The following is a 25,946-nucleotide window of genomic DNA, read 5'->3' as shown; positions in this document are numbered from 1 at the left end:
TTTCTGACCGTCGGTTCAGGGTTGGATCCGGCGAGTGCCGGCGAAGAGCTTCATGCTGTCCGCACGCGCGAGCGCCAGCAGCGTGAGGTCGTAGCGCCGGGCGAGCCTGATGGCAAGATGGGTCGGCGCGGAGACCGCGGCCAGCACCGGGATGCCCGCGGAGATCGCCTTCTGCGCCATCTCGAAGGAGCAGCGGCTGGTAATGATGGCAAATCCCTGGCCGCAATCGACGCCGTCCTTGGCCAGCGCGCCGATCAGCTTGTCAAAGGCGTTGTGCCGGCCGACATCCTCGCGCACGCCGACGATCCTGCCGTCCGGCGCGCAGAAGGCGGCGGCGTGCAGCGCATGGGTGATGCGGTTCAGTCCCTGCAGGGCGGGCAGCGCGTCGAGCGCGCGGTGGACCGCCTGCGGGTTGACACGGAGCTCGGAACTCAATTTCGGCAGGTCACGCAGCGCCTGGTCCAGGCTCTCGACGCCACAAAGGCCGCAGCCCGTTCGGCCCTGCAGCGCGCGACGGTGCTCCTTCAGGCGGAAGAAGGCGCGGGAACTGATCTCGATCCTGGCCTCGATGCCCTCGCCGGCCCGCGCGATCTCGCAGCCGCCGAACTCGGATTTGGATTCGATGATCCCCTCGGTCAGCGAGAAGCCGAGCGCGAAATCCTCGAGGTCGGTCGGGCTCGCCATCATGACGACATGGCTCAACCCGTTGTAGACCATGGCGACCGGGACTTCCTCGGCCACCGGCTCGTCATGGGCTTCGCTGGTGCCGTCGCGGCGCAGCAACTGATAGCCGGCTTCCGCAATCGGCTTTTGCAGCTTCGCCGCCTCGCTCTCCCCACAAGGGGAAGGCGAAGCGGTCGCGCTTGTTTCCAGAGGCCCGCGCTTCAATGACTGAGCGGCGGTCATTCCGCCGCGGTCTTGCCCGCGATCTGGCGGGTGTCGTCGCGCAGCTTGGCGTATTTCAGCTGCCACTCGGACGGACGGTTGGTCGGACGCACCTCGACCGCGGTCACCTTGTATTCCGGGCAATTGGTGGCCCAGTCGGAGAAATCGGTGGTGACCACGTTCACGCCGCTGCCGAAATGGTGGAAGGTGGTGTAGACCACGCCCGGCTGCATGCGGTCGGAGATCAGCGCCGCCAGCGCGGTCTCGCCGGCGCGGCTCATCACGGAGACGATGTCGCCGTCATGGATGCCGCGCTGCTCGGCGTCGTGCGGGTGGATCTCCAGCACGTCTTCGTCATGCCAGGCGATGTTGCCGGTGCGCCGGGTCTGGGCGCCGACGTTGTACTGCGAGAGGATGCGGCCGGTGGTCAAGAGCAGCGGGAATTTCGCCGTGCTCTTCTCGTCGGTCGGCACGTATTCGGTCAGCACGAAGCGGCCCTTGCCGCGCACGAACTTGCCGATATGCATGATCGGCGTGCCGTCGGGCGCCGCGTCGTTGCAGGGCCACTGCACCGAGCCCATCTCCTCGATCTTCTTGAACGAGACGTTCTTGAAGGTCGGGGTCATCGCCGCGATCTCGTCCATGATCTCAGAGGGGTGCTTGTAGTTCATCGGATAGCCCAGCGCGTTGCTGAGCAGCATGGTCACTTCCCAGTCGGCATAGCCCGGCACCGGCGGGGTGGCCTTGCGCACCAGGTTGATGCGGCGCTCGGCATTGGTGAAGGTGCCGTCTTTCTCCAGGAAGGTGGTGCCCGGCAGGAACACGTGCGCGAAGTTCGCGGTCTCGTTCAGGAACAGGTCCTGCACGACGACGCATTCCATCGCCTCGAGGCCGCCGGTCACGTGCTTGATGTCCGGGTCGGACTGGGCGATGTCCTCACCCTGGATGTAGATGCCCTTGAAGCTGCCGTCGATCGCGGCGTCGAGCATGTTGGGAATGCGCAAACCCGGCTCGCTCTCGAGCTTCACGCCCCAGAGCGATTCGAAGCTCTCCCGGACCGCGTCGTTGGAGACGTGGCGGTAGCCGGAGAATTCGTGCGGGAAGGAGCCCATGTCGCAGGAGCCCTGCACGTTGTTCTGGCCCCTGAGCGGGTTCACGCCGACGCCCATGCGGCCGATATTGCCGGTCGCCATGGCGAGGTTGGCGATGCCGATCACGGCGGTCGAGCCCTGGCTGTGCTCGGTGACGCCGAGGCCGTAGTAGATCGCCGCGTTGCCGCCGGTGGCATAGAGCCGCGCCGCGGCGCGCACGTCGGCCGCCGGCACGCCGGTCAGATGCTCGGTCGCTTCCGGCGAGTTGCGCTCTTCCGAGACGAAGGCGCGCCAGAGCTCGAAGTCGGCCGGCTCGCAGCGCTCCTTCACATAGGCCTCGTTGATCAGGCCCTCGGTCGCGATCACATGCGCCAGCGCATTGACGATGGCGACATTGGTGCCGGGACGGAGCGCCAGGTGGTAGTCGGCCTCGACATGGGCGTCCTTCACCAGGTCGATGCGGCGCGGATCGATGACGATCAGGCGGGCACCTTGTCGGATCCGCTTCTTCATGCGGCTGCCGAACACCGGATGCGCGTCGGTCGGGTTGGCGCCCATGACCAGGATGACGTCGGCTTCCATGACGCTGTCGAAGGTCTGGGTGCCGGCCGAGGTGCCGAGCGTGGTGCCGAGGCCGTAGCCGGTCGGCGAATGGCAGACCCGGGCGCAGGTATCGACGTTGTTGTTGCCGAAGGCGGCGCGGACCAGCTTCTGGACCAGGTAGGTCTCTTCGTTGGTGCAGCGCGACGAGGTGATGCCGCCCACCGCACCGCGGCCGTATTTCGCCTGGATGCGCTTGAACTCGGAGGCGGCGTGGCTGATCGCCTGCTCCCAGGAGACTTCCTGCCAGGGATCGGTGATCTTGGCGCGGATCATCGGCTTGGTGATGCGATCCTTGTGGGTGGCATAGCCCCAGGCGAAGCGGCCCTTGACGCAGGAATGGCCGTGGTTCGCGCCACCGTCCTTGTAGGGCATCATGCGCACCACCTCGGTGCCGCGCATCTCGGCCTTGAAGGAGCAGCCGACGCCGCAATAGGCACAGGTGGTAACGACGCTGTGCTCCGGCTGACCGGCCTCAATGACGCTCTTCTCGATCAGGGTTGCGGTCGGGCAGGCCTGGACGCAGGCGCCGCAGGAGACGCATTCGGAGGCGAGGAAATCCTCGTCCTGGCTCGCCGCCACATGGCTGGCGAAGCCGCGGCCGTCGATGGTCAGCGCGAAAGTGCCCTGCACTTCCTCGCAGGCCCGCACACAACGCGAGCAGACGATGCATTTCGAGGGATCGAAGGTGAAATAGGGGTTGGTTTCGTCCTTCACCGCATCCAGATGGTTCGCGCCCTCATAGCCATAGCGGACTTCGCGCAGGCCCACCGCGCCCGCCATGTCCTGCAGCTCGCAATCTCCATTCGCGGCGCAGGTCAGGCAGTCGAGCGGATGGTCGGAGATATAGAGCTCCATGACGTTGCGACGGAGCTTGGCGAGCTTCGGCGTCTGGGTCTTCACCTTCATGCCGTTCTCGGCCGGCGTGGTGCAGGAGGCCGGGGTCCCGCGGCGACCTTCGATCTCCACCAGGCAGAGACGGCAGGAGCCGAACGGCTCGATCGAATCGGTAGCGCAGAGCTTCGGGATCTGGAAGCCCATCTCGGCGGCGGCGCGCATCACCGAAGTGCCTTCCGGCACCGAGACCACGATGCCGTCGATCTCCAGCGTCACCGTCTTCTCGGAGACTCGCTCGGGCGTGCCGTAATCCGGCTCCTTGATGAGCGTGAGAGGCTCGGGAGCGATGATCGGGTTGGCGACGGGTGCGTTCATGGGGGCTTTCCTTGCCTCGACCGCTTTACTCGGCGGCGGCCTTGCGGCTGGGTTTGTCGAAATCTTCGGGGAAGTTGCGGATGGCGCTTTGCACCGGGAACGGTGTCAGGCCGCCCAGCGCACACAGCGAGCCGTCGACCATGGTCTCGCAGAGGTCGTCGAGCAGCTGCAGGTTCTTCTCGCGGTTGGAGCCGGCGATGATCCGGTCGATCACCTCGACGCCGCGGGTCGAGCCGATGCGGCAGGGCGTGCACTTGCCGCAGGATTCGACGGCGCAGAATTCCATGGCGAAGCGCGCCTGCTGGGCCATGTCCACGCTGTCGTCGAACACGACCAAGCCGCCGTGGCCGAGCATCGCCTTCACCGCGGCGAAGGCTTCGTAGTCCATCGGGATGTCGAGCTGGTCGCCGCGGAGATAGGCGCCCAAGGGGCCGCCGACCTGGACCGCGCGAACCGGACGGCCGCTCAGGGTGCCGCCGCCGAAGTCATAGACCAGCTCCTTCAACGTGACGCCGAAGGCCTTCTCGACCAGGCCGCCCTGGCGGATGTTGCCGGCGAGCTGGAACGGCTGGGTGCCGCGCGAGCGGCCCATGCCGTAATTCTTATAGAAGGCGGCGCCGTCGTCGATGATGACGGGCACGGAGGTGAAGGAGAGCACGTTGTTGATGACGGTCGGCTTGCCGAACAGGCCTTTGAGCGCCGGGAGCGGCGGCTTCGGGCGGATCACGCCCCGCTTGCCTTCCAGGCTCTCCAGCAGCGAGGTCTCCTCGCCGCAGATATAGGCGCCGGCGCCCAGCCGCGTCTCGAGGTCGAAGGCCTTGCCGGAACCCAGCACGTTCGGGCCGAGATAGCCGGCATTGCGCGCGATCTCGATCGCCCGGCCCATCTGGCGGAAGGCGTCGGGATATTCCGAGCGGATGTAGATGAAGCCCTTGGTCGCGCCGGTGGCGACGCCGGCGATGGTCATGCCTTCGATCAGCAGGAAGGGATCGCCTTCCATGATCATGCGGTCGGCGAAGGTGCCGCTGTCGCCCTCGTCGGCGTTGCAGACGATGTATTTCCGGTCCGCCTCGGCCTTGAGGACGGTGTTCCACTTGATGCCGGTCGGGAAGCCGGCCCCGCCGCGGCCGCGCAGGCCCGATTCCGTCACTTCGGCGACGATCTCGGCGCGCTGCATCTGCAGCGCCTTGGCGAGACCGCGATAGCCGTTGTTGGCGCGGTATTCCTCGATCGAGAGCGGGTCGGTGATGCCGCAGCGGGCGAACATCAGCCGCTCCTGGTTCTTCAGGAACGGGATCTCTTCGGGCCGGCCGAGGCAGAGACCGTGTGCGCCGCCGCTCAGGAAATCGGCGTCGAACAGGCCGGCGAGGTCGCCGGGAGAAACCGGGCCATAGGCGATGCGGCCTTGCGGCGTCGCCACCTCGACCATCGGCTCCAGCCAATAAAGGCCGCGCGAGCCGTTGCGCACGATCTCGATCTCGCGATTCTTCTCGCGGGCGAGGCGCTCGATCGCCTGGGCGACCCGGTTGGCGCCGACGGCGACGGCAGAGGAATCGCCCGGGACATAGACCTTCACGGCGCTCATTCCGCGGCCTCCCGGCGACCGGCTTCGGCCTCGCGCATCAGCGCGTCGAGCTTCTCCGGCGTGAGGCGGCCGACGGTCTCGCCGTCGATCAGCGCCGAGGGACCACACGCACAGTTGCCGAGGCAGTAGATGGCACCCAGCGACCAGCGGCCGTCGGGAGTCTGATGGTGGTAGTCGACGCCCAGCTTCTTCTTCACATGGGCTTCCAGCGCGCGGGCGCCCACCGACTGGCAGGCCTCCGCTCTGCAGATATGCAGCGCATGCCGGGCCGGCGGGGTGCGGCGGAAGTCGTGGTAGAAGGTGATGACGCCATGCACTTCGGCGCGGCTCAGATTGAGCATCTCGGAAAGGTCGGGCACCGCGGCGTCATCGACATAGCCGAACCGCTCCTGCAAGGCGTGCAGGATCGGCATCAGGGCGCCGTCGAGGCCGCGATAGGTTTCGATAATCTGGCGGGCCTCGGCGGCATCCCATGTTGAACTTTTGGGGGCCAGTTTGGCGTCGCTCTGACCGGCAGTGGTCATCCGTCCGATACTCCCGTGTTCCGGGGAAAAATCGTGAACCTGCAAAGGCTTGCGGTCAAGATTCTCCCATCGATCGCTTGATAAATGAAATTTATCAAAGGGCGTCGCAGCCAGTCTAACCGACGCCTTCGTTCCGGCACTTGGCCGAGCGCGACACGAACGCCGCCGGTCCCGCCAAGACCGCTCCCTTCCGGGGAATCTGCACCGCGACTGGTTAACAAATAGGAATTTCCGGGCGCTTATGCCATCCGGAAGCCCCGAAATTTCTGGTTACAGGCCCGAATCAATCTCAAGGATGAGAGCGGAAATCTCATGGCCGGTCTCCGGGGGAAATTAACCTAAGTCAAACGTCTTGCCCGTAGGTTTTACAGCCTACGAAGAAGGGACCGATCATGAACCTCACCATTTCCGCGAAGCTCTCCGGCGGATCCATCGCCAACATCGCGCTCATTCTCCTGCTGGCGGGCACGGCCCTGTGGACCATCGACGACATGCGCGGCATGCAGGACGAGGGCGCGACCAGCTATCAGAAGGCGGTCGAGGCCACGGAAGCGGCGGCTTTGGGCGCGGAGATGTACCAGATCATCGCCGATGCCGAGATCAACCGGGCCCTCGACCAGACGGCCAAGGACTGGGCCGACAAAAAGGCGGAGGCGGCCCAGGATCTCGCGCGCGTCGGCGCCACGGCCAACACCGAGGCGGAGAAAGCGGCCATGGCCGAGGCCAAGACCGCGCACGACGAGCTGGTCACCACCTTCGAAGACGAAATGCTGCCGAAGCTGAAGGCCACGGCCGAGCTGACCCCGGAAATGCGCGACCTCGACGGCAAGATCGACGAGCAGGCCGCCGCCTTCGCCGCCGCCATGCAGAAATTCCGCGATCTCCAGATCGCCGACGCCCAGCAAAGCGACGTCGTCTTCGACGCCCGCGGGGCCGCCGGCGCGCTGCATTCGATGATTCTGAGCGGCATCGCCATCGTGCTCGGCCTGGCGATCGCCCTTCTGCTCGCCCGCGCGATCGTCCGGCCTGTGAAGGCCATGACCGCCGCGATGGGCCGGCTCTCGCGCGGCGACATGAGTACCGAGATCCCCGGCACCGAGCGCCGGGACGAGATCGGCGAAATGTCTCAGGCGGTCCGGGTCTTCAAGGACAGCATGGTCGAGGCCGAGCGCCTGCGCCTGGAGCAGGAGCGGCAAAAGGCGGAAGCCGCTGCCCAGCGCAAGGCCGACATGGCGCGCCTCGCCGACCAGTTCGAGGCGGCGGTCGGCGGCATCGTGAAGACGGTGGCGTCGGCGGCAACCGAGCTTCGCGGCTCCGCCCAGTCCATGTCCTCGACCGCCGAGGAAACCAACAAGCAGGCTCAAGCGGTCGCCTCGGCTTCGAACGAGGCGGCGACCAGCGTCCAGACCGTGGCCGCCGCGGCAGAGGAGCTGTCGCTGTCGGTCGATGAGATCTCCCGCCAGATCACCCAGTCCAACGACGTCGCCGCGAAGGCAGTCAACCAGGCCGAAACCACCAACAGCCAGGTGTCGGGGCTGGCCAGCGCCGCCCAGAAGATCGGCGACGTGGTGCGCCTGATTGAGGAGATCGCCAGCCAGACCAACCTCCTCGCCCTCAACGCGACGATCGAGGCGGCCCGGGCCGGCGAGGCCGGCAAAGGCTTCGCCGTGGTCGCCTCGGAGGTCAAGACGCTCGCCACCCAGACCGGCAAGGCGACCGAGGAGATCAGCACCCAGATCGCCGCGGTCCAGAACGCCACCCAGCATTCGGTGGCCGCCATCAGCGGCATCGGCGAGACCATCCGCTCGATCAGCACCATCTCCGGCACCATCGCCGCCGCGGTCGAGGAGCAGACCGCCGCGACGAGAGAGATCGCCCGCAACGTCCAGCAGGCGGCTCAGGGCACGTCGGAGGTGACCGAGAACATCGTCAGCGTCAGCCAGGCCGCCAACGACACCGGGGCCGCGGCCAGCCAGGTGCTCGGCTCCGCCGAGGAGCTGTCGCACCAGGCCGAGCTGCTGCGCGGCGAACTCAGCCGCTTCATTGAGGTGGTGCGCGCCGCCTAGCCGATTGGCGGACGCCAAGAAAAACCGGCGGCGAGTCACCTCGCCGCCGGTCTTTGCTTACTGCGTTTACGGGTTGGTCGAGTTGCCGCCCGCGGGGGCTGGGGCTGGGGCCGGAGTCGGCGCCGGGGCCGCAGCCGGCTGCTGGGCATTCATCTCGGAGTTGATCTGCCCCGTGGTCTTGAAGTCCGGAGCCGCCTCCAGCTGGTCCTTGGTGTAGGAGATCTGGACCTGCTGCTGGTCCGGCTTCACGTCGATTTCCTTCCACGTCAAGCCGACCGACTTGGCGCCGACGCCGAGCACGCCGCCGACCGAGAGAACGACGCCGGTCGCCTTTCCCTCCTTGTCGAGCAGGATGTCGTGCACGGTGCCGACCTTCTCACCCTCGGCGTTGTAGACGGTCATGCCGATGATCTGGTCGGCAGTGACCTCGCCGTCGCTCTGGGCCGAAATCACCGCGTCGCTGGGCGGCGGGTTGGCCGGAGCGGCTTCAGCCGCCGGCGCTGGAGCTGCCGGGTCGGCGGCCGGCGACGAAGCCGGGTTGTTCATGTCGGTGGTGGCGCCGCTCTCGTTGGAGGCCGGCGGCGTGACCACCGGCGGCTGCTGGCTCTGGCCCGCGGCGCCGGTATTGTCCTGCGCATAGGCGCTCGCGCCGATCGCCAGAAGCGATGCCGCTGCGGTCGTCATTAACAGGCGCTTCATCATTTCCTGTCTCCTTTATGGCGTTGCGGCGCCCCAGACAAACACTCGGGGCTTGCTCCCGGAACCCGCCGCAGAGGGCTCGCCCCAGGAGGCCGCGCTGTTGGAACAAGGCTCGCCGGTTGAAACTGTTCCGAGGATGGAGATCAGCCCCGGCGCTCACGAAGCCGCGATGGACATGCAACGACCATGTCCGCGTCGCGAGCACGCCCCGCTTCGCCGCGGCCGATGCCAGATGTCAACCGGGGCTATGCGCCTGGGTTCCCGAGCCTGGGCGATCGCCGCTTTATCGCCACATTCCGCGGCGGCGAAACGCGCAATGCAAGTTTGTGCGATCACGCACACTTGAGGACGCTGCAGTGGCAAAAAAACTCTTGCAGCGCGGGAAGCATGGCCGCATATAGCGATTGCGAGATGGTGCGCGGCGCGGCGCCCAACTCGCTTCCCGTCCGCGCCTGAGAGACTCGAGGAGAGACGGGAACCGATGCACGCTACCCGCGCACGACTCCCCCAAAAGCGAACCGCGAAGAAGTCGACGGCCAAGAAGAGCCCGGCCAAGAAAGCCGCGCCGAAGCTGGCCGCCGCTCAAGCCCTGCCGCTCGGCGTCGCCAGCCTGGCGGCGCATCGCGCCCAGCAGCCGCAGCGCGCTGCGCTCGGCGTCGAGATCTACGGCCTGGTCGAGTGGATTGCCCCGGCCCGGGAGAGCTGGCGCCGCGGCGAGCTCGAAATCCGCCGCACCGCCTGCATGCCGATGACCGCGACGCTGCAGGGCAATGGTGTCCTTGCGCTGACCGACCTGCCGGGCCAAGGCGATGCGCTCCAGCTCGCCTCGGCGGAACTCGAGGCGCTGCGCTCCGGTGCCACGCCGGCGTTGACGCTGACCTTGCCGGGAATGCGGATCACGGTGACCGCGGAGGACCTCCTGCCGGCGCTGCCGGCGCCGCGTCCGCCGGCACAGATCCTGGCCTTTCCGGGCCGCTGAAGAGAGCCGCCCCGACAGGTTCGCGGCCTAAAGCCCCAGCACCTCGCCCAGGGCGTCGCCGAACACCTTCGCCCATTGCACCGCGCCGGGGGTTTCGGCGATCAGGTCCTGGCGGAACTCGACCTGCAGGTGCCGCAGCCCGCGACGCATGGCGTGGTGCGGGACGCTGTAATCCTCCGCCGGATCGAGCGCATAGGGCTGGTTGTCGCCGATCGGCAGCTCGGTGCGTCTCCGCAAAGCCGCGAGCATCGGGGTCGTGAGCCGCCGGTCCTCATGCGACGAGAGCGCGATCGGCCAGGGCCTTGCTTCGCCGTTGAGCTGCGGCGTCATCGAATGCACCGAGAGCAGGACCGGGTCCTTCGCGCTCGCCAGCGCCGCGGTCATCATCTCCTCGACCGCGTTGTGGTAGGGCTGGAACCAGCGCGACATCCGTTCGGCCCGGTCCCAGAGCTTGAGGTTCGCGTTCCCCGGGATCGGCGTGCCGTCGACCTTGGCGGGGATCGAGGCCTTGTCGGCCGGATCGCGGTTGCAGTCGATCACCAGCCGCGAGACGCCGCCGAATACCGCCGGCAGCCGGAACCGCGCCGCCAGGATGATCGCCACCTCGGCCGCGCCGATATCCCAGGCGATGTGGCGTTTGAGATCCGCGGCGGAAAGGCCGAGCCCCTTGAGCTCGGGCGGGATTGCGAAGCTGGCATGGTCGCAGATCACGACCAGGCCGCGGTTGTAATCGCCCGGCTTGGCGACGAAGGGCGGAAACGGCACCGGGGCGGAGGCAGGATGAGACATGATGCGCTTGGAATCCTCGGATCGGCTGCAATTGGTTCGGGGAGCTTACAGGATTCTGCTTTGATTGAATCCCCCGTTCGGCAATCATGCGGCCGGGAGAATTGGCACCGCCGGGGGAAGCATGGGTGAAGGCGAGGTCGTCTATCTGGCCTGGAGCGACTATGTCGGCGTGACGCGCTGCCGGGGCGTGCCGGCGACCGACGTCGCCAAGCGCATGGAATACGGCCTCGGCTGGGCGGTCGCCGGCCAGGCGCTGACGCCGTTCGACGACATCGCGCCCAATCCCTGGGGCCCGATGCTGGAAGTGCGCCAGACCCCGGTCAAGGACACCGAGACGCGGATCGACATCTGGGACGATGCGCCCGCCTTCCACTTCTTCCTCTGCGATTCGAAGATGTCCGACGGCAGCAACTGGGATTGCTGCACCCGCGGCTTCATGCTGAAGGCGCTGGCCGATTTCGAGCGCGAGACCGGCCTCAAGTTCATCGCCTCCTTCGAGCATGAATTCCTGCTGAGCGGACCCAGCCTGCCGGAGATGACTCCCTTCTCGCTCGAAGCGGTGCGCATGGTGGCGCCCTTCGTGAAGGAGCTGACCCATGCGCTGCAACAGGCCGACAGCGGCGTCGAGACCGTCGAGCCGGAATATGGCTCGCGCCAGTTCGAAGTCTCCTGTGCGCCGGGGGTCGGCGCACAGGCCGGCGACCGGGCCATCATCACCCGCGAGGTGATCCGCGAGGCCGCGCGCCGGCGCGGCTATCGCGCCAGCTTCACGCCGAAGCCGGCGCCCAATGCCGTCGGCAACGGCGCGCATGTGCATTTCAGCTTCCTGGACAGCCAGGGCAACAACGCCGCCTATGATCCCAACGGCATCGGCGGCGCCTCACAAGCAGCGCAGCATTTCATCGCCGGCGTGGTGAAGCATATGCCGGCGCTCTGCGCCCTGGTGGCGCCGAGCCCGGTCTCCTATTACCGGCTCGGGCCGCATCATTGGAGCTGCGGCTATGCCAGCTTCGGCATCCAGAACCGCGAGGCCGCGGTCCGCATCTGCCCCTCGCCCGAGCGCGATCCGAAGAGACGAGGCCGCGCCTTCAACATGGAGCTCCGGGCACCCGACGGTACCGCCAGTCCTTATATGGTGATCGGCGGTCTGGTCCGCGCCGGGCTCGAAGGCATCCGCGCGAAGCTGCCGCTCCCCGCCGCCTTGGACAAGGACCCGGCAGAGCTCACCGACGCGGAACGCGCGGCACTCGGCGTCGTGCCGCTGCCCTCGAGCCTCGCGGAAGCGCTGGACGCGCTCGAGGCCGATCCGGTTGCCAAGGCCTGGCTGCCGCCGGTGATGTACGAGTCCTACACCTTGGTGAAACGCAAGGAGATCGAGATGTTCTCCGGCGTCGATCCCGCAGAAATTTGCAGGCGCTATCATGACGCATACTGACGCCTTGGCGGGGGCTGTCGCCACGCCGCTGATCGACCACCACTGCCACGGCGTCTCGCCGGCGGATCTCGACTTCAAGCGCTTCCAGGCGCTGTTCTCGGAAAGCTATCGCCCGCCGGCGCCGGGAACGACCGAGTTCCAGAAACCGCTCGGCCTCGCGATCCGCCGCTTCTGCGCGCCGGTGCTGGATCTGGAACCTTCCTGCCCGGCCGAAGCCTATGTCGAGCGCCGCCAGGCGCTCGGCGCGACGGAGGTCAACCGGCGCTTCCTGCGCGCCAGCGGGTTGGACTCGCTGCTGGTCGATACCGGCCTCAGGAGCAGCGAGATATTGGACGTTCCCGGCATGGCGGAATCCGCCGGCCGCCCGGCGCATGAAGTGGTGCGGATCGAAGCGGTCGCCGAGGAAGTCGCGCAGAGCTGCGGCTCCGGTGCTGCCTTCCCGCAGGCCTTCGCCGATCGCCTGGCCGAGCGCGCGCAGGGCGCAGTCGGGTTGAAGACCATCGTCGCCTATCGCTGCACTTTCAAGATCGACCAGACCGCACCGTCCGCCGCGGAGGTCGTGAGTGCCGCCGACCGCTGGTTCGCGGCCGCTTCCTTCGCCGGGAAGTGGCGGCTGGAAGACCCCACCATCGTGCGGCATGGGCTCTGGCTCGGCGGCGAGCTCTGCCGGCAGCGCAAATTCCCGATGCAGGTCCATGTCGGCTTCGGCGATCCCGACGTCTACATGCATGCCTGCGACCCGACGCATTTCACCGACTTCATCGCCGCCATGGAGAAGTGGGAAGTGCCGATCACGCTCCTCCACAACTACCCGTTCCAGCGCGAGGCGGCCTGGCTCTCGGAAGTCTTCCAGAACGTCTATTACGACGTCGGCGTGATCCTGAATTACGCCGCGCCGATGTCGCGCGACATCCTGGGCGAGGCCCTGGAGATGGGCAAGTTCTCGAAATTCCTCTACAGCAGCGACGCCTTCGGCCTGAGCGAGCTCTATTATCTCGGCGCCTTGCTGTTCCGCCGCGGCCTGCAGCAGGTGCTCGACCGCTGGCTGCGCGAGGACTTCTGCTCCCTGAAGGACGCGGAGGAGTTGGTCCGGCTGGTCGCGTATGAGAATGCGCGCCGCATCTATCCATTGAACACGTGAGCGTGACCATGACCGCCGAATCCCTCTCCCGCGAAGTCCCGATCGTCGCCAAGCAGGCGGCTTTGCTCTTCATCGACGTCCAGAATTTCGCCGCCAAGCGCAACGGCGCCGAGTTCAAGGAGATGTCGAAAGAGGAGTTCGAGAAGAAATGCGGCTGGTATTTCCGGCAGCTCGAAACCCGGGTCGTTCCCAACATGCAGCGCCTGCAAGCCGCGGCGCGCAAGGCCCGGGTCGAGGTCATGTATACCACGATCGAGAGCCTGACCCTGGACGGCCGCGACCGCAGCCTCGACTATAAGATCACCGGCTTCCACGTGCCGAAAGGCTCCTGGGACGGCAAGGTGATCGACGAACTGGCGCCGCAGGGCGACGAGATCTGGCTGCCGAAGACCTCGAGCAGCGTCTTCGTCTCCACCCATATCGACTATATCCTGCGCAATCTCGGGGTGAAGCAGCTGATCCTCAGCGGGATCGTCACCGACCAATGCGTCGAGAGTGCCATTCGCGACGCCTGCGACCTCGGCTATCTCGTCACGCAAGTGACCGACGCCTGCGCAACCTACACCCAGGAGCGCCACGACTTCTCGATCCGCGCGATCAAAGGCTATTGCCGCCAGCGCACCACCGACCAGGTGATCGCAGAACTCAGCTGAGCGCGAGCTCGCCGCCGGGTAGCGGCGCCAGCAGCGCGTCGATCTCGGCCGCCGTCACCGCCTCCAGGGTCGCCGGGCGCCAATGCGGGTTGCGGTCCTTGTCCACGAAGATCGCGCGCACGCCCTCGGGGAAATCGTGGCCGGCGACGATTCGCACCGCCATGCGGTAGTCGTCAGTGAGGACGCGCGCGATGTCCTGGCCGCGCGCATCGACCATGCGGCGCCAGGTGGCGCGCAGGCTGGTCGGCGAGGCGTGGTGCAGCACGGCCTGCGCCTCGGCGATCCAGTCCGCGCCGGATGCGGCTTGGTCGACGGCAGCGATCACGGCATCGAGGTCCGCGCCGGAGAACAGCCGGTCGATCTCCGCCTGGCGCGCGGCCAGCGCACCCGTGCCGGCCTCGGCTTGATGCGCGGCGATGACGGCATCGACCGCCGCAGGGTCGAGGCTCGGCGCCGCGACCAGGGCCGCGATCAGCGCGTCGAACGCCGCCGCCGGGACATGATGCGTGGCGAGGCCGGCGGCGAGCGCATCGGCGGTGCCGATATGCTGGCCCGTCAAGGCGAGATAGCGGCCGATCGCGCCGGGGCAGCGGTTGAGGAACCAGGCGCCGCCCACGTCGGGAAAGAGGCCGAGCACGGTCTCCGGCATCGCCATGCGCAGGGTCTCGCTGGCGACGCGGTGCGAGCCGTGCACCGAGAGGCCGAGACCGCCGCCCATGGCGACGCCGCTCAGAAGCGCGATGAACGGCTTCGGGAAAGTATTGATGCGGTGGTTGACGCGATATTCGGTCGCGAAGAAGGCGCGGCCCAGGGCCTCGCGGGCCGCGGGATCGGGCAGAATGCCGATCGCGCGGACGTCGCCGCCGGAGCAGAAGGCACGTTCCGAACTGCTCCGGATCAGGACCGCATCCACCGCCGGGTCTTCCGCCCAGTCGTTCAGCACGATCTCCAGCGCCTGGACCATTCCGAGGGTGAGTGCGTTCAGCGCTTTCGGCCGGTCGAGGACGATCACGCCCAAGCGGCCTTCGATCGTCGCGGCAATTTCGCTGGTGGTCGGAACCGTCGTCATAGGAATCGCGCTCGCTTCAGTCATGCCCGGGCAGGGTCATAGCGGAAGACGCGCGAAGGGGAAAGGAGGACGCCGGGACGCGCGTTGCGCCCCGGCGTTCTTCAGGCCACCTTGGCTTCGGCCCTTTCCGCCGGGGCCGAACTGCGGATCAGGTGATCGAAGGCGGCGAGCGCCGCGGTCGAGCCCTGGCCCATGGCGATGACGATCTGCTTATAGGGCACCGTCGTGCAGTCACCCGCGGCGAACACGCCCGGCACCGAGGTCTGGCCGCGGTCGTCGACGACGATCTCGCCGCGCGGCGAGAGATCCACGATGCCTTTCAGCCATTCGGTGTTGGGCAGCAGGCCGATCTGCACGAAGATGCCTTCGAGCGCGATTCTGTGCACCTCGCCGCCGGCCCGGTCTTCGTAGACCAACCCGGTCACCTTCTGGCCGTCGCCCAGCACCTCGGTGGTCTTCGCCGAGACGATGACGGTGACGTTGGGCAGGCTGCGCAATTTGCGCTGCAGGACGTCGTCGGCCCGGAGCTTGGCGTCGAACTCGATCAAGGTCACATGGGCGACGATGCCGGCGAGGTCGATCGCCGCCTCGACGCCGGAATTGCCGCCGCCGATCACCGCCACGCGCTTGCCCTTGAACAGCGGGCCGTCGCAATGCGGGCAATAGGCGACGCCCTTGTTGCGATAAGCCTCCTCGCCCGGCACGCCCATCTGCCGCCAGCGGGCGCCGGTCGAGAGGATCACGGTCTTGGAGTGCAGCGACGCGCCGTTGGCGAGCTGCACTTCGACCAGGTCACCCGGAACGAGATTTACCGCACGCTGAAGATTCATCACCTCGACGTCATAGCCCTTCACATGCTGCTCGAGTGCCGCGGCCAGCTTCGGGCCTTCGGTATAGGGCACGGAGATGAAGTTCTCGATCCCCATCGTGTCGAGCACCTGGCCGCCGAAACGCTCGGCGGCGACGCCGGTGCGGATGCCCTTGCGCGCGGCATAGACCGCCGCCGCGGCGCCGGCCGGACCGCCGCCGACCACCAGCACGTCGAAGGCCGCCATGGTCTTGATGCGCTCGGCCGCGCGGTCGTTGGCGCCGGTATCGAGCTTGGCGACGATCTGCTCGGCATCCATCCGGCCCTGGCCGAACACCTCGCCGTTCAGATAGACGGTCGGCACCGACATGACCTGGCGGGATTCGACCTCGCCCTGGAACAGCGCGCCGTCGATGGCGACGTGCTTGATATTGGGATTGAGCACCGCCATCAGGTTCAATGCCTGCACCACGTCCGGGCAGTTCTGGCAGGACTGCGAGAAATAGGTCTCGAAGGTGAAGTCGCCGTCGAGCCCTTTGATCTGCTCGATCAGCGCCTGCTCGACCTTCGGCGGATAGCCGCCGACCTGCAGCAGCGCCAGCACCAGCGAGGTGAATTCATGGCCCATCGGCAGGCCGGCGAAAGTAAGATGGATCGCCTGACCCGGGCTCGAGAGCGAGAAGGACGGCGCACGCTCGTTGTCGGCGGCGCGATGCTCGGTCAAGGTGATCTTGTCGGAGAGCGGGACGATGTCGTTGAGCAGCGCCATCATCTCGCGCGAATTTTCGCCGCCATCGACGTGCGCGGCGATCTCGATCGGGCGCGTCACGCGCTCCAGGTAGCCCTTCAGCTGCGTCTTCATCGTGTCGTCGAGCATCTGTCTTCTCCGGCGATCAGTTTTCTTGGTTCTTGGCGTTCAGGCACGCGGCCTTCCCCGCGAAGGGGAAGGCCGGTTCCAGGCAGGCGGCTTAGATCTTGCCGACCAGTTCGAGGGAGGGGGCCAGGGTCTTGGCGCCTTCCTTCCACTTCGCCGGGCAGACCTCGCCCGGATGCGCCGCGACATACTGCGCGGCCTTGATCTTGCGGAGCAGGTCGCTGGCATCGCGGCCGATGCCTTCGGCGGTGACTTCCACGGTCTGGATCACGCCCTGCGGGTCGATGATGAAGGTCGCGCGGTCGGCGAGGCCCTGGCCCGGACGCAGCACCTCGAAATTGGTGCTGATCTCATGGGTCGGGTCGCCGATCATGTAGTACTGGACCTTGGCGATCGTGTCCGACGCGTCATGCCAGGCCTTGTGGGTGAAATGGGTATCGGTCGAGACCGAGTAGACCTCGACGCCCATCTTCTGCAGCTCGGCATAATGATCGGCCACGTCGCCGAGTTCGGTCGGGCAGACGAAGGTAAAATCGGCCGGATAGAAGAAGAACACGGCCCACTTGCCGGCGAGGCTCGCTTCGGTCACTTCGACGAACTTCCCGTTCTTGAAAGCCTGCGCCTTGAACGGCTTAACCTTGGTATTCACAAGAGACATTTGGCAATTTCCCTAGGGTTTGAAATGAAGGCAGGTTCGAAGGCAAAGCGCCCTCGCAGATGCAAAATAGAATTATTTCAACATTGGTAAAATGGATAAAAGTGGCCATTATGATCGATGTAATCGATCATAGAATCCTCTCGGAGTTTCAGGGACTTGGCGCGCAGATCCGGACGGTGCTGGATCGCCTCCACGCCGCCGCCGTCAGCGCGGCCGCACTTGCACATAGATTTCCGGCGGCGCCGCCTCGAAATAGCGAAACAGCGCCGGGCAAAGCCAACCCTCCAGGTCGAGGGCCGGCGCATGGTACCAGTTGCCGTCGCTTTCGGCGCGGCGCCAGTCCAGCTTCAACTGATATCCCGGAAACGGACCGGCGGAAAAAACCAGCAAGAAGCCATGCGCCGCATCGGGGAGGTCGGCGACGACGCGATCGATCATGGTGTCGGCGCCGGAGACGAACGGCTCCTGCACCAAACCGACCTTGGGATCGTCGAACACCCACATGCCGAGATGACGGTAAGGCGCAATGATGTTGATCGCGTTCATGGCAGTTTCCTCGGTTCGTCGGCAGGCGAGGCAGCCGGCCCGGGTCTCCCGGACCGGCCGCCGTCTCACCCCTTCACGCAGACCACCTGGCGGAGCGTGGCGACGATCTCGACCAGGTCGCTCTGCGCCGCCATCACGGCGTCGATGTCCTTGTAGGCGCCCGGCGTCTCGTCGATGACGCCGGTGTCCTTCCGGCACTCGACATGCGCGGTGGCCTCCGCGTGGTCGGCCAGGGAAAAGTGTTCCTTGGCCGCGCCCCGCGACATCTTCCGTCCCGCCCCATGCGAGCAGGAGCAGAAGCTCTCGGCGTTGCCCTTGCCGCGCACGATGAAGCTCTTCGCCCCCATCGAGCCCGGGATGATCCCGAGCTCGCCGGACTGCGCCGAGACCGCACCCTTGCGCGTCACCCAGACCTTGTCGCCGAAATGGACCTCCTGGGCGATGTAGTTGTGATGGCAGTTCACCGCGACATCGCTGGTGGCGAAGTCCTTGAACGACGCCTTCATCACCTCCAGGACCCGCTCCAGCATGACGGCGCGGTTCAGGTGCGCATAGCCCTGCGCCCAGGAAACCGCATCGACATAGTCCGCGAACAGGACCGACCCCTCCGCCAGATACGCGAGGTCGCGATCCGGCAGCGAGATGAACAGCCGCTCCATCTCGGCCTTGGCCGCGGCGATGAAGTGCTGGCCGATCCGGTTCCCGACGCCGCGCGAACCGGAATGCAGCATCACCCAGACGGCATCCGTCTCGTCGAGGCAGACCTCGATGAAATGGTTGCCGCCGCCGAGCGTGCCGAGCTGGCGCGCCGGGCTGTTCTTGGTGGAGACCGCCGGGTACTTCTGCTGCAGCAGGTCGTAGCGCTGCTTCAGCCGCTGGAACCAGGCCTTCTCCGACGCCTTCGGCACATGGTCGCCATAGTCGCCGAACCCGACCGGCACCGCCTTCTCGATGGCGGAGCGCAACGGCTTCAACGTCTCCGGCAGGTCATGGCTGGTGAGGCTGGTCTTCACCGCGCACATGCCGCAGCCGATATCGACCCCGACCGCGGCCGGGATGATGGCACCCTTGGTCGGAATCACGCTGCCGACCGTGGCGCCGCGCCCGAAATGGACGTCGGGCATCACCGCAACGTGCTTATAGATGAACGGCAGCCGCGCCACATTCTCGACCTGGCGCCGGGCCGCATCCTCGATCAGCACGCCCTTGGTCCAAGCCTTGATCGGCTTGCCGTCGGTCTTCAGGTAGTCGTACTGGGCAGACATGGTCCCCTCCTTCCGGGAACACTTACCGGACATAATAGTCACGTTCGATGAAACCGGCGCGATTTCAGGCAGCAGGCCTTGAAACCGGCGGCCGGAGCCGCAGGGGCAAGGATCGTTGCGGCCGAGCTTCTCCATGAGCTCCTTGTCGCCGTGGACGATCCGGTCCCCGCGTTTGACGTGCGTCTCGGAGTTAAAACCCCCTCCGGCGCTTGCTCATCGGTTCGAGTGGAACCGCTCGCTCTTTCCGTCTCATCTTCTCCTCCATCGCTTCCACTTTGGTCGGGGTGCTAGGACTTGAACCCCGTGGTCCATTGGCGGACCTCCCGGATCCGAACCGGGCGCTCTCGTCCTGACTGAGCTACACCCCGTCATCTCGACGTCCCCACCCGGCCCGTCCTGAGGGTGACGGGCCGGGCGCGGCTCCACGCGCGGCGGTGCGAAGGCCGAGCGCTTTCCTTCGCAACCTTGCTATCCAAGGTTGCGTTTCAGGCAATAAAAAACCCCGCCTGAGTCTCCGCTTGCTGCGGAGCTCGGCGGGGTCCAGATGGACCCTTATGCGGCGACGCTCTAGCGCGTCATCGCACCCTCCAAGCCCGCCATCGCGGGATTCTCCAGCCGCGGCGCGCGCAAAATGCGAGCGTCGACGGTCGCGGCTTTCGCCGGCGCCATCCTTGGCTCTGCATGAAGTTGCGCGAACAGCATTCTCTTCTCTCTCGGTTCTGAATCTTCACCCGCAACCGCTGCGGGAGGGCGATCATGTACGCCTGTCGCTTCGTCGCGTCAAGCGGCATTGCAGTTCAGGACGGGAGCGCGGGCGCTAGAGTCCCTTGATGCGGCCGCGCCAGCGTTCGACGATCGCGCCGGCGCCGCTGTCGCCGTTGTCGAGATTGGCGCTCTTGTAGACATCGACCGCGACGCCTTGCGCCGCCAGCTGCTCGACCGCGCCCGCCATGATCACGTTCATGATGAAGGCGCCGGCGATGGTCGAGAGCGGGCCCATGCGGAGATCGGTGCCGGCGATCTCCAGGCTGGCATCGCCCTGCGCCACCGTGTTGTCGATCACCAGATCGGCGACGTCATGCAGGCTGCGGCCGCTGCTGTGGCGGGAGGTGACCTTGCCGGCATGGTCCATCGAGGTGATCGCGACGGTCCGGGTGCCGCGCGACTTGGCATAGAGGGCCGCTTCCACCGGAAAGGCATTGCGGCCGGAATTGGAGATGATGAAGAGGATGTCCTTCGGGCCAATGTGATAGGCGGCCAGCACGCTGGCTGCATAGCCCTCGATCCGCTCCAGCTGGGTCGAGCGCTGGGCGCCCTCGTGCAGCATCAGCGGCGGGTCGAAGATCGCCTGCAGCGGCGCGATGCCGCCGGCGCGGTAGAACACCTCGGCGGCGATCAGATGCGAGTGGCCGCTCCCGGTGGCGTAGACCAGGCCGTCGGCGCGCAGCGTTTCCGCAACCCAGGCCTGGGCAGTCTCAAGTGCGCCGCGCTGCTCGACCACCAGCCGGTCGAGCACGCCCACCACCTTGTCGCGATAGGTCTCGATCAGGCTCATCAGCCGTTGATCTCCGCGACATAGTCGTAGCGGTCGCCGCGATACCAGGAGATCGCGTCCTCGACCGCGACGCCGTGGCTGCCATAGCCGATGCGGCGGATCATCAGCACCGCAGTACTTGGCTTCACCTTCAGATGGTCGGCAATCTCCGGCCCTGCCTCGACCGCGCGCATGCTCTGCAGGATCCGCTTCGGCCGGCCGCCATGCTTGTCCATCCGGCCGTAGAGCGAGCCCGTGCCGTCATAATCCTCGCCGACCGAGGTCACCGGCACGATCGAGCGCTCATAGGCCAGGATCTCGTCGCCGGCGAGCCTGAGGCGCACCAGCAGGAAGACCGGCGTGCCCAAGGGCAAGGCGGTGCGGAAGGCGGTGTCCGGCGGCACCGGCATGATGGTCTTCTCGAGGATCCTCGAGACCGGCTGAATGCCGCGGCTCACCATGTCGTCGGTGAAGCCGGTGAGGCGCGTCACGGGCTTCAGGATCCGCCGGGCCACGAAATGCCCGGCGCCGCGTCGCGTCTCGATGAATCCGCTCTCGGCCAGTTGTTCCAGGCATTGCCGCAAAGTGGAGCGCGAGACGCCGAGGTCCTCGGCCAGCTCGCGTTCCGGCGGCAGCGCCTCGCCGGCCGCGATCAGGTCGTCCTCGATCGCCGAGGTGAGCGCATTGGTCAGCCGCAGGCCGAGGGGCCCGCGCTGGCGATGGAGACGCTGGCGCAATTCGGTGACCAGACTCATGCGATTCTTCATAACTCCCAGGGCGCCGAGCATAAGCGGACGGACCCTCTGGCGCAACCGTGGTATGATTTCGGTCATGTGTGAAATTGCCGCATTTTAGCGGCTGGACGGGCCGCGAAAACTCCAATACCATACCCAAAACATACCAATTTCAGATACCGGAACGGCAAGGAGGCTGGGTCATGGTCTTGCGGACAGGATTGCTGGGCGGCCTCATCGCGGCCGTGGCCTATGCGTCTGCAGCTTTCGCGGAACCGGTCGAGATCCGCATCACCCATTCGATCACCGGCGGCACCCAGAAGGAGGTGCTGGACGGGATCATCGCCGATTTCGAGAAGGCCAATCCGGAGATCAAGGTGAAGCAGGTCGTGTTCGACGACGACCAGTATTCCGACACCGGCCTGATCACCCAGCTGAAGAGCGACTCTCCGCCCGACATCTATTTCCAATGGGCCGGCTTCCCGATGCAGCGCGACGCCAAGGAAGGCTTCGCCAAGGATATCACCGCCGAGCTGAACGAAGGCGGCTGGAAGGACACGTTCCTGCCCTCGGTCTGGTCGCCGTCGATGGGCATGCTCTACGAGGGCAAGGCCTATCTGGTGCCGATGACCCTCGATGTCACCAACGTCATCTGGTTCAACAAGAAGATCTTCGCCGCGGACGGCGTGAAGGCGCCGGCGACCTGGGACGAGTTCATGGCGGTGGTGAAGACCCTCGCCGAGAAAGGCGAGACGCCGATCGTGGTCGGCAACCAGGAGCTCTGGCCGCTCGGCAACTGGGCCTCGCATATCGCCTCGCGCGTGGTCGAGCCGGCGCATTACACCGCGGCTTTCGAGCTGAAAGAGCCGTTCAGCCAGCCGGGCTTCGAGAAGGCGCTGACCCTGATCGACGACTTGCGCAAGGCCGGCGCCTTCAACAAGGACATCGCCGGATTGGGCGCCGATCCGGCCATGAGCACCTTCTTCCAGGAAGCCGCCGCCATGCATCCGATCGGCTCCTGGCTGGTGCCGTCGGCCAACGAGATGGCGGAGAAGGACTTCGACTACGGCGCCTTCAACACGCCGCTGATCGATCCCGCCAACCCGACCAAGGACAGCGTGATCGGCACCGCCACCGGCTTCGCGGTCCATGCCAAGAGCGCGCATCCCAAGGAGGCGATCGCCTTCCTGAAGTTCTTCACCCAGCTCGAGAACCAGGTGAAATGGGCCGAGGCCGGCAGCTTCAGCTCGGTCAAGGGCGCCATGGAGCAGGCCAAGCTCGATGACAAGACCAAGCAGATGGCCGACATGCTGGCCTCTGCCGGCAGCCTGGTGCCGCCGCCGGACACGACCTATCCGGTCGCCGTGGCGGAATCCTATTACCAGGCGGCCGCCTATGTGGCCGGGGGCGAGAAGTCGCCCAAGGACGCGCTCATCTGGCTCGACGAGCATGTGAAGGCGATGAAGTAATCGTGGCAGGAGTGGCCGCGCAAAAGGACGGACTCGGTGGGGGAAGACCGGGGGAGGGCGCCGGGATCGCGAATATCCTCTTCGTGATCCCGGCGCTCACGCTTTATGCGATCTTCGTGCTGCTGCCGCTCGCCTCGTCGCTCTACTATTCGCTGACCGATTGGGACGGAATCGGCACCCCGCGCTGGGTCGGATTCGCGAACTTCGCCCGCGCCTTCCAGGACGACATCCACCTCGCCTCCTACCTCCATGTGACGCTCTACATCCTCGGCACCCTGGTCTTCGAGGTGAGCTTCGGCCTGATCATGGCGGTGCTGCTGAACAGCGACCGGCCGGGCTTCGCGCTGTTGCGCGGGCTGTTCTTCTCGCCGGTTGTGCTGTCGATGTCGGCGGCGGGCGTGCTCTGGACCTTCGTCTTCGACTACCGCACCGGCCTCGTCAACGCGATGCTGAAGGGCATGGGCCTCGGCGATCTCGCGCAGCCCTGGCTGTCGCAGCCGGCCACCGCCCTTGTTTGCGTGATGCTGGTCTCGGGCTGGAAGTTCGCCGGCTTCTACATGATCCTGTTCTTCGCCGCCCTTCGCCGCATCCCGCGCAGCCTCTACGAGGCCGCGACCCTGGAAGGCGCCGGGCCGATCCGCCAGTTCTTCGGCATCACCCTGCCGCTCTTGAAGCAGAATGTGCTGATCTGCGTGCTGCTGGCGGTCACCGGCGGCTTCGCCGGATTCGACCTCTTCTTCACCATGACCAACGGCCAGCCCTACAACGCGACCGAGGTGCCGGTCACCTGGATCGTGAAGATGGGCTTCGACAGCGACCAGCTCGGCTATGGCATCGCCTTGACGGTGATCCTGACCGTGGTGGTCTCCCTGGTCTCCCTCCTCTATCTGCGGTTTGCCGAGCGGAGCCATGCGGTCGAGTATTAAGGCATCCCGCAAACTTAGATCGTCATGCCCGGGCTTGGCCCGGGCATCTGGCTCCGTGGCGCGCGAGATTGCCGGGTCAAGCCCGGCAATGACGACTGAATGAAAGCGTCCCGACCACCGCGCAGACCCCAGGAATGGCTGCAGTTCGGCATCGGCGCCGTCGTCGTCGCCGGCATGTGCTTTCCAGCGGTCTGGATGACCTATTCCGCGCTGAAGACCAACCGCGAGATCTTCCGCAAGCCCTATGCGCTTCCCGAGACCTGGCAATGGGAGAATCTCGCCAAGGCTTGGGAAGACGGCGGGCTCGGCGGCCTCTATCTGAACAGCATCATCGTCACCGTCGGCGCGGTTGCGCTCTGCGCCTGTGCCGCAACGCTGGCCGCCTATGCCTTCGCGCGGCTGGAGTTCCCGGGCCGCCGCGCACTCTACCGCGTCTTCCTGATCGGCCTGCTCCTGCCGCCCCCGGCGGTCGCGATCGCGCTCTTCACCCAGCTCCGCGACATGGGACTCCTGAACACGCTCTGGGCGCTGATCTTCGCCAATGCCGCCTGGGCGCTTTCGATCACGCTCTATCTGATGACCGGCTACTTCAAGACTGTGAAGCGGGAGATGGAAGAAGCGGCCCGGCTGGAGGGCGCCAACGCCTTCCAGGTTTTCTGGTCCGTCATCTTGCCGATGGTGAAGCCGGCGGTGATCACCACCGCCATCCTCAACACCATCAACATCTGGAACGAGCTGATGTTCGCGCTGCTGTTCATCAGCGACGATGCGAGCCGCACCCTGCCCGCCGGCATCGTGCGCTTCAGCGGATTCCATTCCACCAACTATGCCCTGGTCTTCGCCGCCCTCACCATCACCACGGTTCCGATCATGATCTTCTACTTCGTCAGCCAGCGGCATGTGATCCGCGGCCTCACCGCAGCGAGAGCCGAATAGGCATGATCAGCGGCGTCATCGAAGGCTTCTACGGCCGCCCCTGGAGCGAGGCCCAGCGCATCGAGATGATGGACTGGATCAAGGCTGCGGGCATGAACCTCTATGTCTATGCGCCGAAGGACGACGTGAAGCTGCGCGCCCGCTGGCGCGAGCCCTATACCGATGCCGAGATGGCCGCCCTCGCCCGCCTGGTCGAAGCGACCAAGGCACGCGGCCTCACCATGATGGCGGCGCTGGCGCCCTGCCTCGACATCACCTACAGCGATCCTGCCGAGCTCGCGCATCTGCTGCGGCGTCTCGACCAGTTCATCGCCCTCGGCCTCACCCATTTCGCTTTGCTCTACGACGACATCCCCAGCCAGCTCCGGCCGGAAGATGCGGCACAGTTTCCCTCGTTTGCGTCGGCGCAATGCCACATCGCCAACGCCGCCTGGGCCTATCTCTGCGCCAGAAACGGCACCCGGCTGTTCTTCTGCCCGACCGAGTATTGCGGCCGGATGGCCGGCGGCGATCCCGAGCGGTCGCCCTACCTCCAGACCCTCGGCGCCGAACTCTGCAAAAAGATCGACATCTGCTGGACCGGGCCGGAGATCATCTCGCCGGGGATCACCGCCGATTCGCTGCGCAGCCTGGCCAAGGTGCTGCGCCGCAAGCCGGTGATCTGGGAGAACTTCCACGCCAACGACTACGACATCCGCCGCACCCATGCCGGGCCGCTGGGCGGGCGCGAGTCGGCGATCCGCGACGAGATCGCCGGCTTCATCACCAACCCGAACAACGAGCTCGAGGCCAACTTCGTGCCGGTGCACACGACCGGCGCTTTCCTCAAGGACGCGGCCTACGAGGAGAACACGGCAACCGATGCCGCGGCGCGCGCCTGGCAGGATCGGTTTCGCCTGGCCTACAGCCCCGGCGGCGAGACGCTGAAGCTGGAGGAAGTGGCGCTGCTGATCGACCTGCTCTATCAGCCGTTTCGCGCCGGGCCGCAATCCGAGGCCATCGTCGCGACCGCCCGTGCGCTGCTGACCGAGGCATGGCCCAACACCGAAACCCGCGCCTGGCGCGAAGGGCAGGCGCGGATCAGCGCCTATCACGATCGCGTCGTGTCCTTGTTCGACCGCATGACCGAGCTCGAGAACCGCGACCTCTTCTACACCTTCCAGCCGCATCTCTGGGAAGTGCGGGAGGAACTGCACACCCTCACGCAATATCTCGCCTGGCTGGCGAGCGGCCCGGCGGCGAACAGCGCCTTCCCGGAAGCGGGCCGCCTGCCCAACACCTATCGCCAAGGCCTCGCGGCCGAGCTGCAAGCCTTGCTGCCCCGCGATCGCGACGGCAATCTCAATCATGCCCTCTGAATCGACCATGCGGACCGGCCGCAACGCCTATCGCCTGCGCCCGGCGCGGCGCGCCGACCTGCCGGGCCTCTACGCGGTCTGCCTGAAGACCGGAGATTCCGGCAAGGACG

The 25,946-nt window shown here is 66.2% G+C and carries 22 protein-coding genes, 1 tRNA gene and 1 pseudogene; 9 read left to right on the top strand and 15 right to left on the bottom strand.

The window, feature by feature from the left end; translation table 11 throughout:
• Window positions 1-15: 15 nt before the first annotated feature.
• The 4 genes from fdhD to ACYQ4T_RS00845 are packed head-to-tail and all read right to left on the bottom strand — an operon-like array spanning window position 16 to window position 5,897.
• Window positions 16-906, bottom strand: a complete 891-nt coding sequence (gene fdhD / locus ACYQ4T_RS00860; RefSeq protein WP_459849969.1) for a formate dehydrogenase accessory sulfurtransferase FdhD — start codon at window positions 904-906, stop codon at window positions 16-18.
• On the bottom strand, window positions 903-3,788 hold the full coding sequence (gene fdhF / locus ACYQ4T_RS00855; protein WP_459849967.1) for a formate dehydrogenase subunit alpha: 2,886 nt from the start codon (window positions 3,786-3,788) through the stop codon (window positions 903-905). The genes fdhD and fdhF overlap by 4 nt, the downstream gene beginning before the upstream one ends.
• 25 nt (window positions 3,789-3,813) lie before the next feature.
• The gene (locus tag ACYQ4T_RS00850; protein WP_459849965.1) at window positions 3,814-5,373 is read right to left on the bottom strand and encodes a formate dehydrogenase beta subunit; all 1,560 of its coding nucleotides are present in this window, start codon (window positions 5,371-5,373) and stop codon (window positions 3,814-3,816) included.
• Window positions 5,370-5,897, bottom strand: a complete 528-nt coding sequence (locus tag ACYQ4T_RS00845; protein WP_459849963.1) for a formate dehydrogenase subunit gamma — start codon at window positions 5,895-5,897, stop codon at window positions 5,370-5,372. The genes ACYQ4T_RS00850 and ACYQ4T_RS00845 overlap by 4 nt, the downstream gene beginning before the upstream one ends.
• A gap of 392 nt (window positions 5,898-6,289) precedes the next feature.
• Here ACYQ4T_RS00845 and ACYQ4T_RS00840 point away from each other — a divergent pair, with 392 nt between their 5' ends.
• A complete protein-coding gene (locus ACYQ4T_RS00840; RefSeq protein WP_459849961.1) occupies window positions 6,290-7,963 on the top strand; it encodes a methyl-accepting chemotaxis protein in 1,674 nt (557 codons plus the stop codon).
• Between the two features lie 66 nt (window positions 7,964-8,029).
• Here ACYQ4T_RS00840 and ACYQ4T_RS00835 read toward each other — a convergent pair whose 3' ends face one another.
• Window positions 8,030-8,665 (bottom strand): PRC-barrel domain-containing protein, encoded by a 636-nt coding sequence (locus ACYQ4T_RS00835; protein WP_459849959.1) that lies wholly within the window; start codon window positions 8,663-8,665, stop codon window positions 8,030-8,032.
• A 478-nt stretch (window positions 8,666-9,143) separates the two neighbouring features.
• On the opposite strand from ACYQ4T_RS00835, the gene ACYQ4T_RS00830 reads away from it, so the two are divergent.
• Entirely contained in the window at window positions 9,144-9,641 is a 498-nt protein-coding gene (locus ACYQ4T_RS00830) for a hypothetical protein (protein ID WP_459849957.1), read from the top strand.
• A gap of 27 nt (window positions 9,642-9,668) precedes the next feature.
• Here ACYQ4T_RS00830 and ACYQ4T_RS00825 read toward each other — a convergent pair whose 3' ends face one another.
• Window positions 9,669-10,430, bottom strand: coding sequence for an N-formylglutamate amidohydrolase (locus ACYQ4T_RS00825; protein WP_459849955.1), 762 nt, complete (start codon window positions 10,428-10,430; stop codon window positions 9,669-9,671).
• Between the two features lie 121 nt (window positions 10,431-10,551).
• Between ACYQ4T_RS00825 and ACYQ4T_RS00820 the strand changes: the two genes are divergently transcribed.
• The 3 genes from ACYQ4T_RS00820 to ACYQ4T_RS00810 are packed head-to-tail and all read left to right on the top strand — an operon-like array spanning window position 10,552 to window position 13,659.
• Window positions 10,552-11,865 (top strand): glutamine synthetase family protein, encoded by a 1,314-nt coding sequence (locus ACYQ4T_RS00820; RefSeq protein WP_459849953.1) that lies wholly within the window; start codon window positions 10,552-10,554, stop codon window positions 11,863-11,865.
• Window positions 11,852-13,006 carry an amidohydrolase family protein gene (locus tag ACYQ4T_RS00815; RefSeq protein ID WP_459849951.1) on the top strand — a complete coding sequence of 385 codons (1,155 nt, stop codon included), beginning with the start codon at window positions 11,852-11,854 and terminating at the stop codon, window positions 13,004-13,006. Before ACYQ4T_RS00820 ends, ACYQ4T_RS00815 begins: the two co-directional genes overlap by 14 nt.
• An 8-nt stretch (window positions 13,007-13,014) precedes the next feature.
• A complete protein-coding gene (locus ACYQ4T_RS00810; RefSeq protein ID WP_459849949.1) occupies window positions 13,015-13,659 on the top strand; it encodes a cysteine hydrolase family protein in 645 nt (214 codons plus the stop codon).
• On the opposite strand, the gene ACYQ4T_RS00805 is transcribed toward ACYQ4T_RS00810, so the two are convergent.
• The 9 genes and pseudogenes from ACYQ4T_RS00805 to ACYQ4T_RS00765 form a co-directional block, all read right to left on the bottom strand.
• Window positions 13,652-14,728 (bottom strand): enoyl-CoA hydratase/isomerase family protein, encoded by a 1,077-nt coding sequence (locus ACYQ4T_RS00805; RefSeq protein WP_459849947.1) that lies wholly within the window; start codon window positions 14,726-14,728, stop codon window positions 13,652-13,654. The genes ACYQ4T_RS00810 and ACYQ4T_RS00805 overlap by 8 nt on opposite strands.
• A 101-nt stretch (window positions 14,729-14,829) precedes the next feature.
• Entirely contained in the window at window positions 14,830-16,413 is a 1,584-nt protein-coding gene (gene ahpF / locus ACYQ4T_RS00800; RefSeq protein ID WP_459849945.1) for an alkyl hydroperoxide reductase subunit F, read from the bottom strand.
• Window positions 16,414-16,504: 91 nt separating this feature from the next.
• Window positions 16,505-17,068 (bottom strand): alkyl hydroperoxide reductase subunit C, encoded by a 564-nt coding sequence (gene ahpC / locus ACYQ4T_RS00795; RefSeq protein WP_459849943.1) that lies wholly within the window; start codon window positions 17,066-17,068, stop codon window positions 16,505-16,507.
• Window positions 17,069-17,272: 204 nt separating this feature from the next.
• Window positions 17,273-17,614 (bottom strand): DUF6717 family protein, encoded by a 342-nt coding sequence (locus ACYQ4T_RS00790; RefSeq protein WP_459849942.1) that lies wholly within the window; start codon window positions 17,612-17,614, stop codon window positions 17,273-17,275.
• Between the two features lie 65 nt (window positions 17,615-17,679).
• The gene (locus ACYQ4T_RS00785) at window positions 17,680-18,879 is read right to left on the bottom strand and encodes an RtcB family protein (RefSeq protein WP_459852012.1); all 1,200 of its coding nucleotides are present in this window, start codon (window positions 18,877-18,879) and stop codon (window positions 17,680-17,682) included.
• 81 nt (window positions 18,880-18,960) lie between these two features.
• Window positions 18,961-19,014, bottom strand: a pseudogene (locus tag ACYQ4T_RS00780) (SEC-C metal-binding domain-containing protein); the annotation flags it as partial.
• A gap of 141 nt (window positions 19,015-19,155) precedes the next feature.
• A tRNA-Pro gene (locus tag ACYQ4T_RS00775) sits at window positions 19,156-19,247 on the bottom strand.
• Window positions 19,248-19,696: 449 nt separating this feature from the next.
• Window positions 19,697-20,434 (bottom strand): SIS domain-containing protein, encoded by a 738-nt coding sequence (locus ACYQ4T_RS00770; RefSeq protein ID WP_459849940.1) that lies wholly within the window; start codon window positions 20,432-20,434, stop codon window positions 19,697-19,699.
• Window positions 20,434-21,168 (bottom strand): GntR family transcriptional regulator, encoded by a 735-nt coding sequence (locus ACYQ4T_RS00765; RefSeq protein WP_459849938.1) that lies wholly within the window; start codon window positions 21,166-21,168, stop codon window positions 20,434-20,436. The genes ACYQ4T_RS00770 and ACYQ4T_RS00765 overlap by 1 nt, the downstream gene beginning before the upstream one ends.
• 182 nt (window positions 21,169-21,350) lie before the next feature.
• Here ACYQ4T_RS00765 and ACYQ4T_RS00760 point away from each other — a divergent pair, with 182 nt between their 5' ends.
• From ACYQ4T_RS00760 to ACYQ4T_RS00745, 4 genes are all read left to right on the top strand, one after another.
• Window positions 21,351-22,616, top strand: a complete 1,266-nt coding sequence (locus ACYQ4T_RS00760) for an ABC transporter substrate-binding protein (protein WP_459849936.1) — start codon at window positions 21,351-21,353, stop codon at window positions 22,614-22,616.
• A gap of 2 nt (window positions 22,617-22,618) precedes the next feature.
• Entirely contained in the window at window positions 22,619-23,542 is a 924-nt protein-coding gene (locus tag ACYQ4T_RS00755) for a carbohydrate ABC transporter permease (RefSeq protein WP_459849934.1), read from the top strand.
• A gap of 99 nt (window positions 23,543-23,641) precedes the next feature.
• Complete coding sequence (locus tag ACYQ4T_RS00750) at window positions 23,642-24,478, top strand: carbohydrate ABC transporter permease (protein ID WP_459849933.1); 837 nt, start codon at window positions 23,642-23,644, stop codon at window positions 24,476-24,478.
• Window positions 24,479-24,480: 2 nt separating this feature from the next.
• On the top strand, window positions 24,481-25,836 hold the full coding sequence (locus ACYQ4T_RS00745) for a beta-N-acetylglucosaminidase domain-containing protein (RefSeq protein ID WP_459849931.1): 1,356 nt from the start codon (window positions 24,481-24,483) through the stop codon (window positions 25,834-25,836).
• The last annotated feature ends 110 nt before the right edge of the window (window positions 25,837-25,946 follow it).

The organism is Dongia sp. agr-C8 (assembly GCF_054658695.1).
The sequence above is the reverse complement of the archived record's forward strand: the minus strand, read 5'-3'. Positions and strand labels throughout refer to the sequence as shown.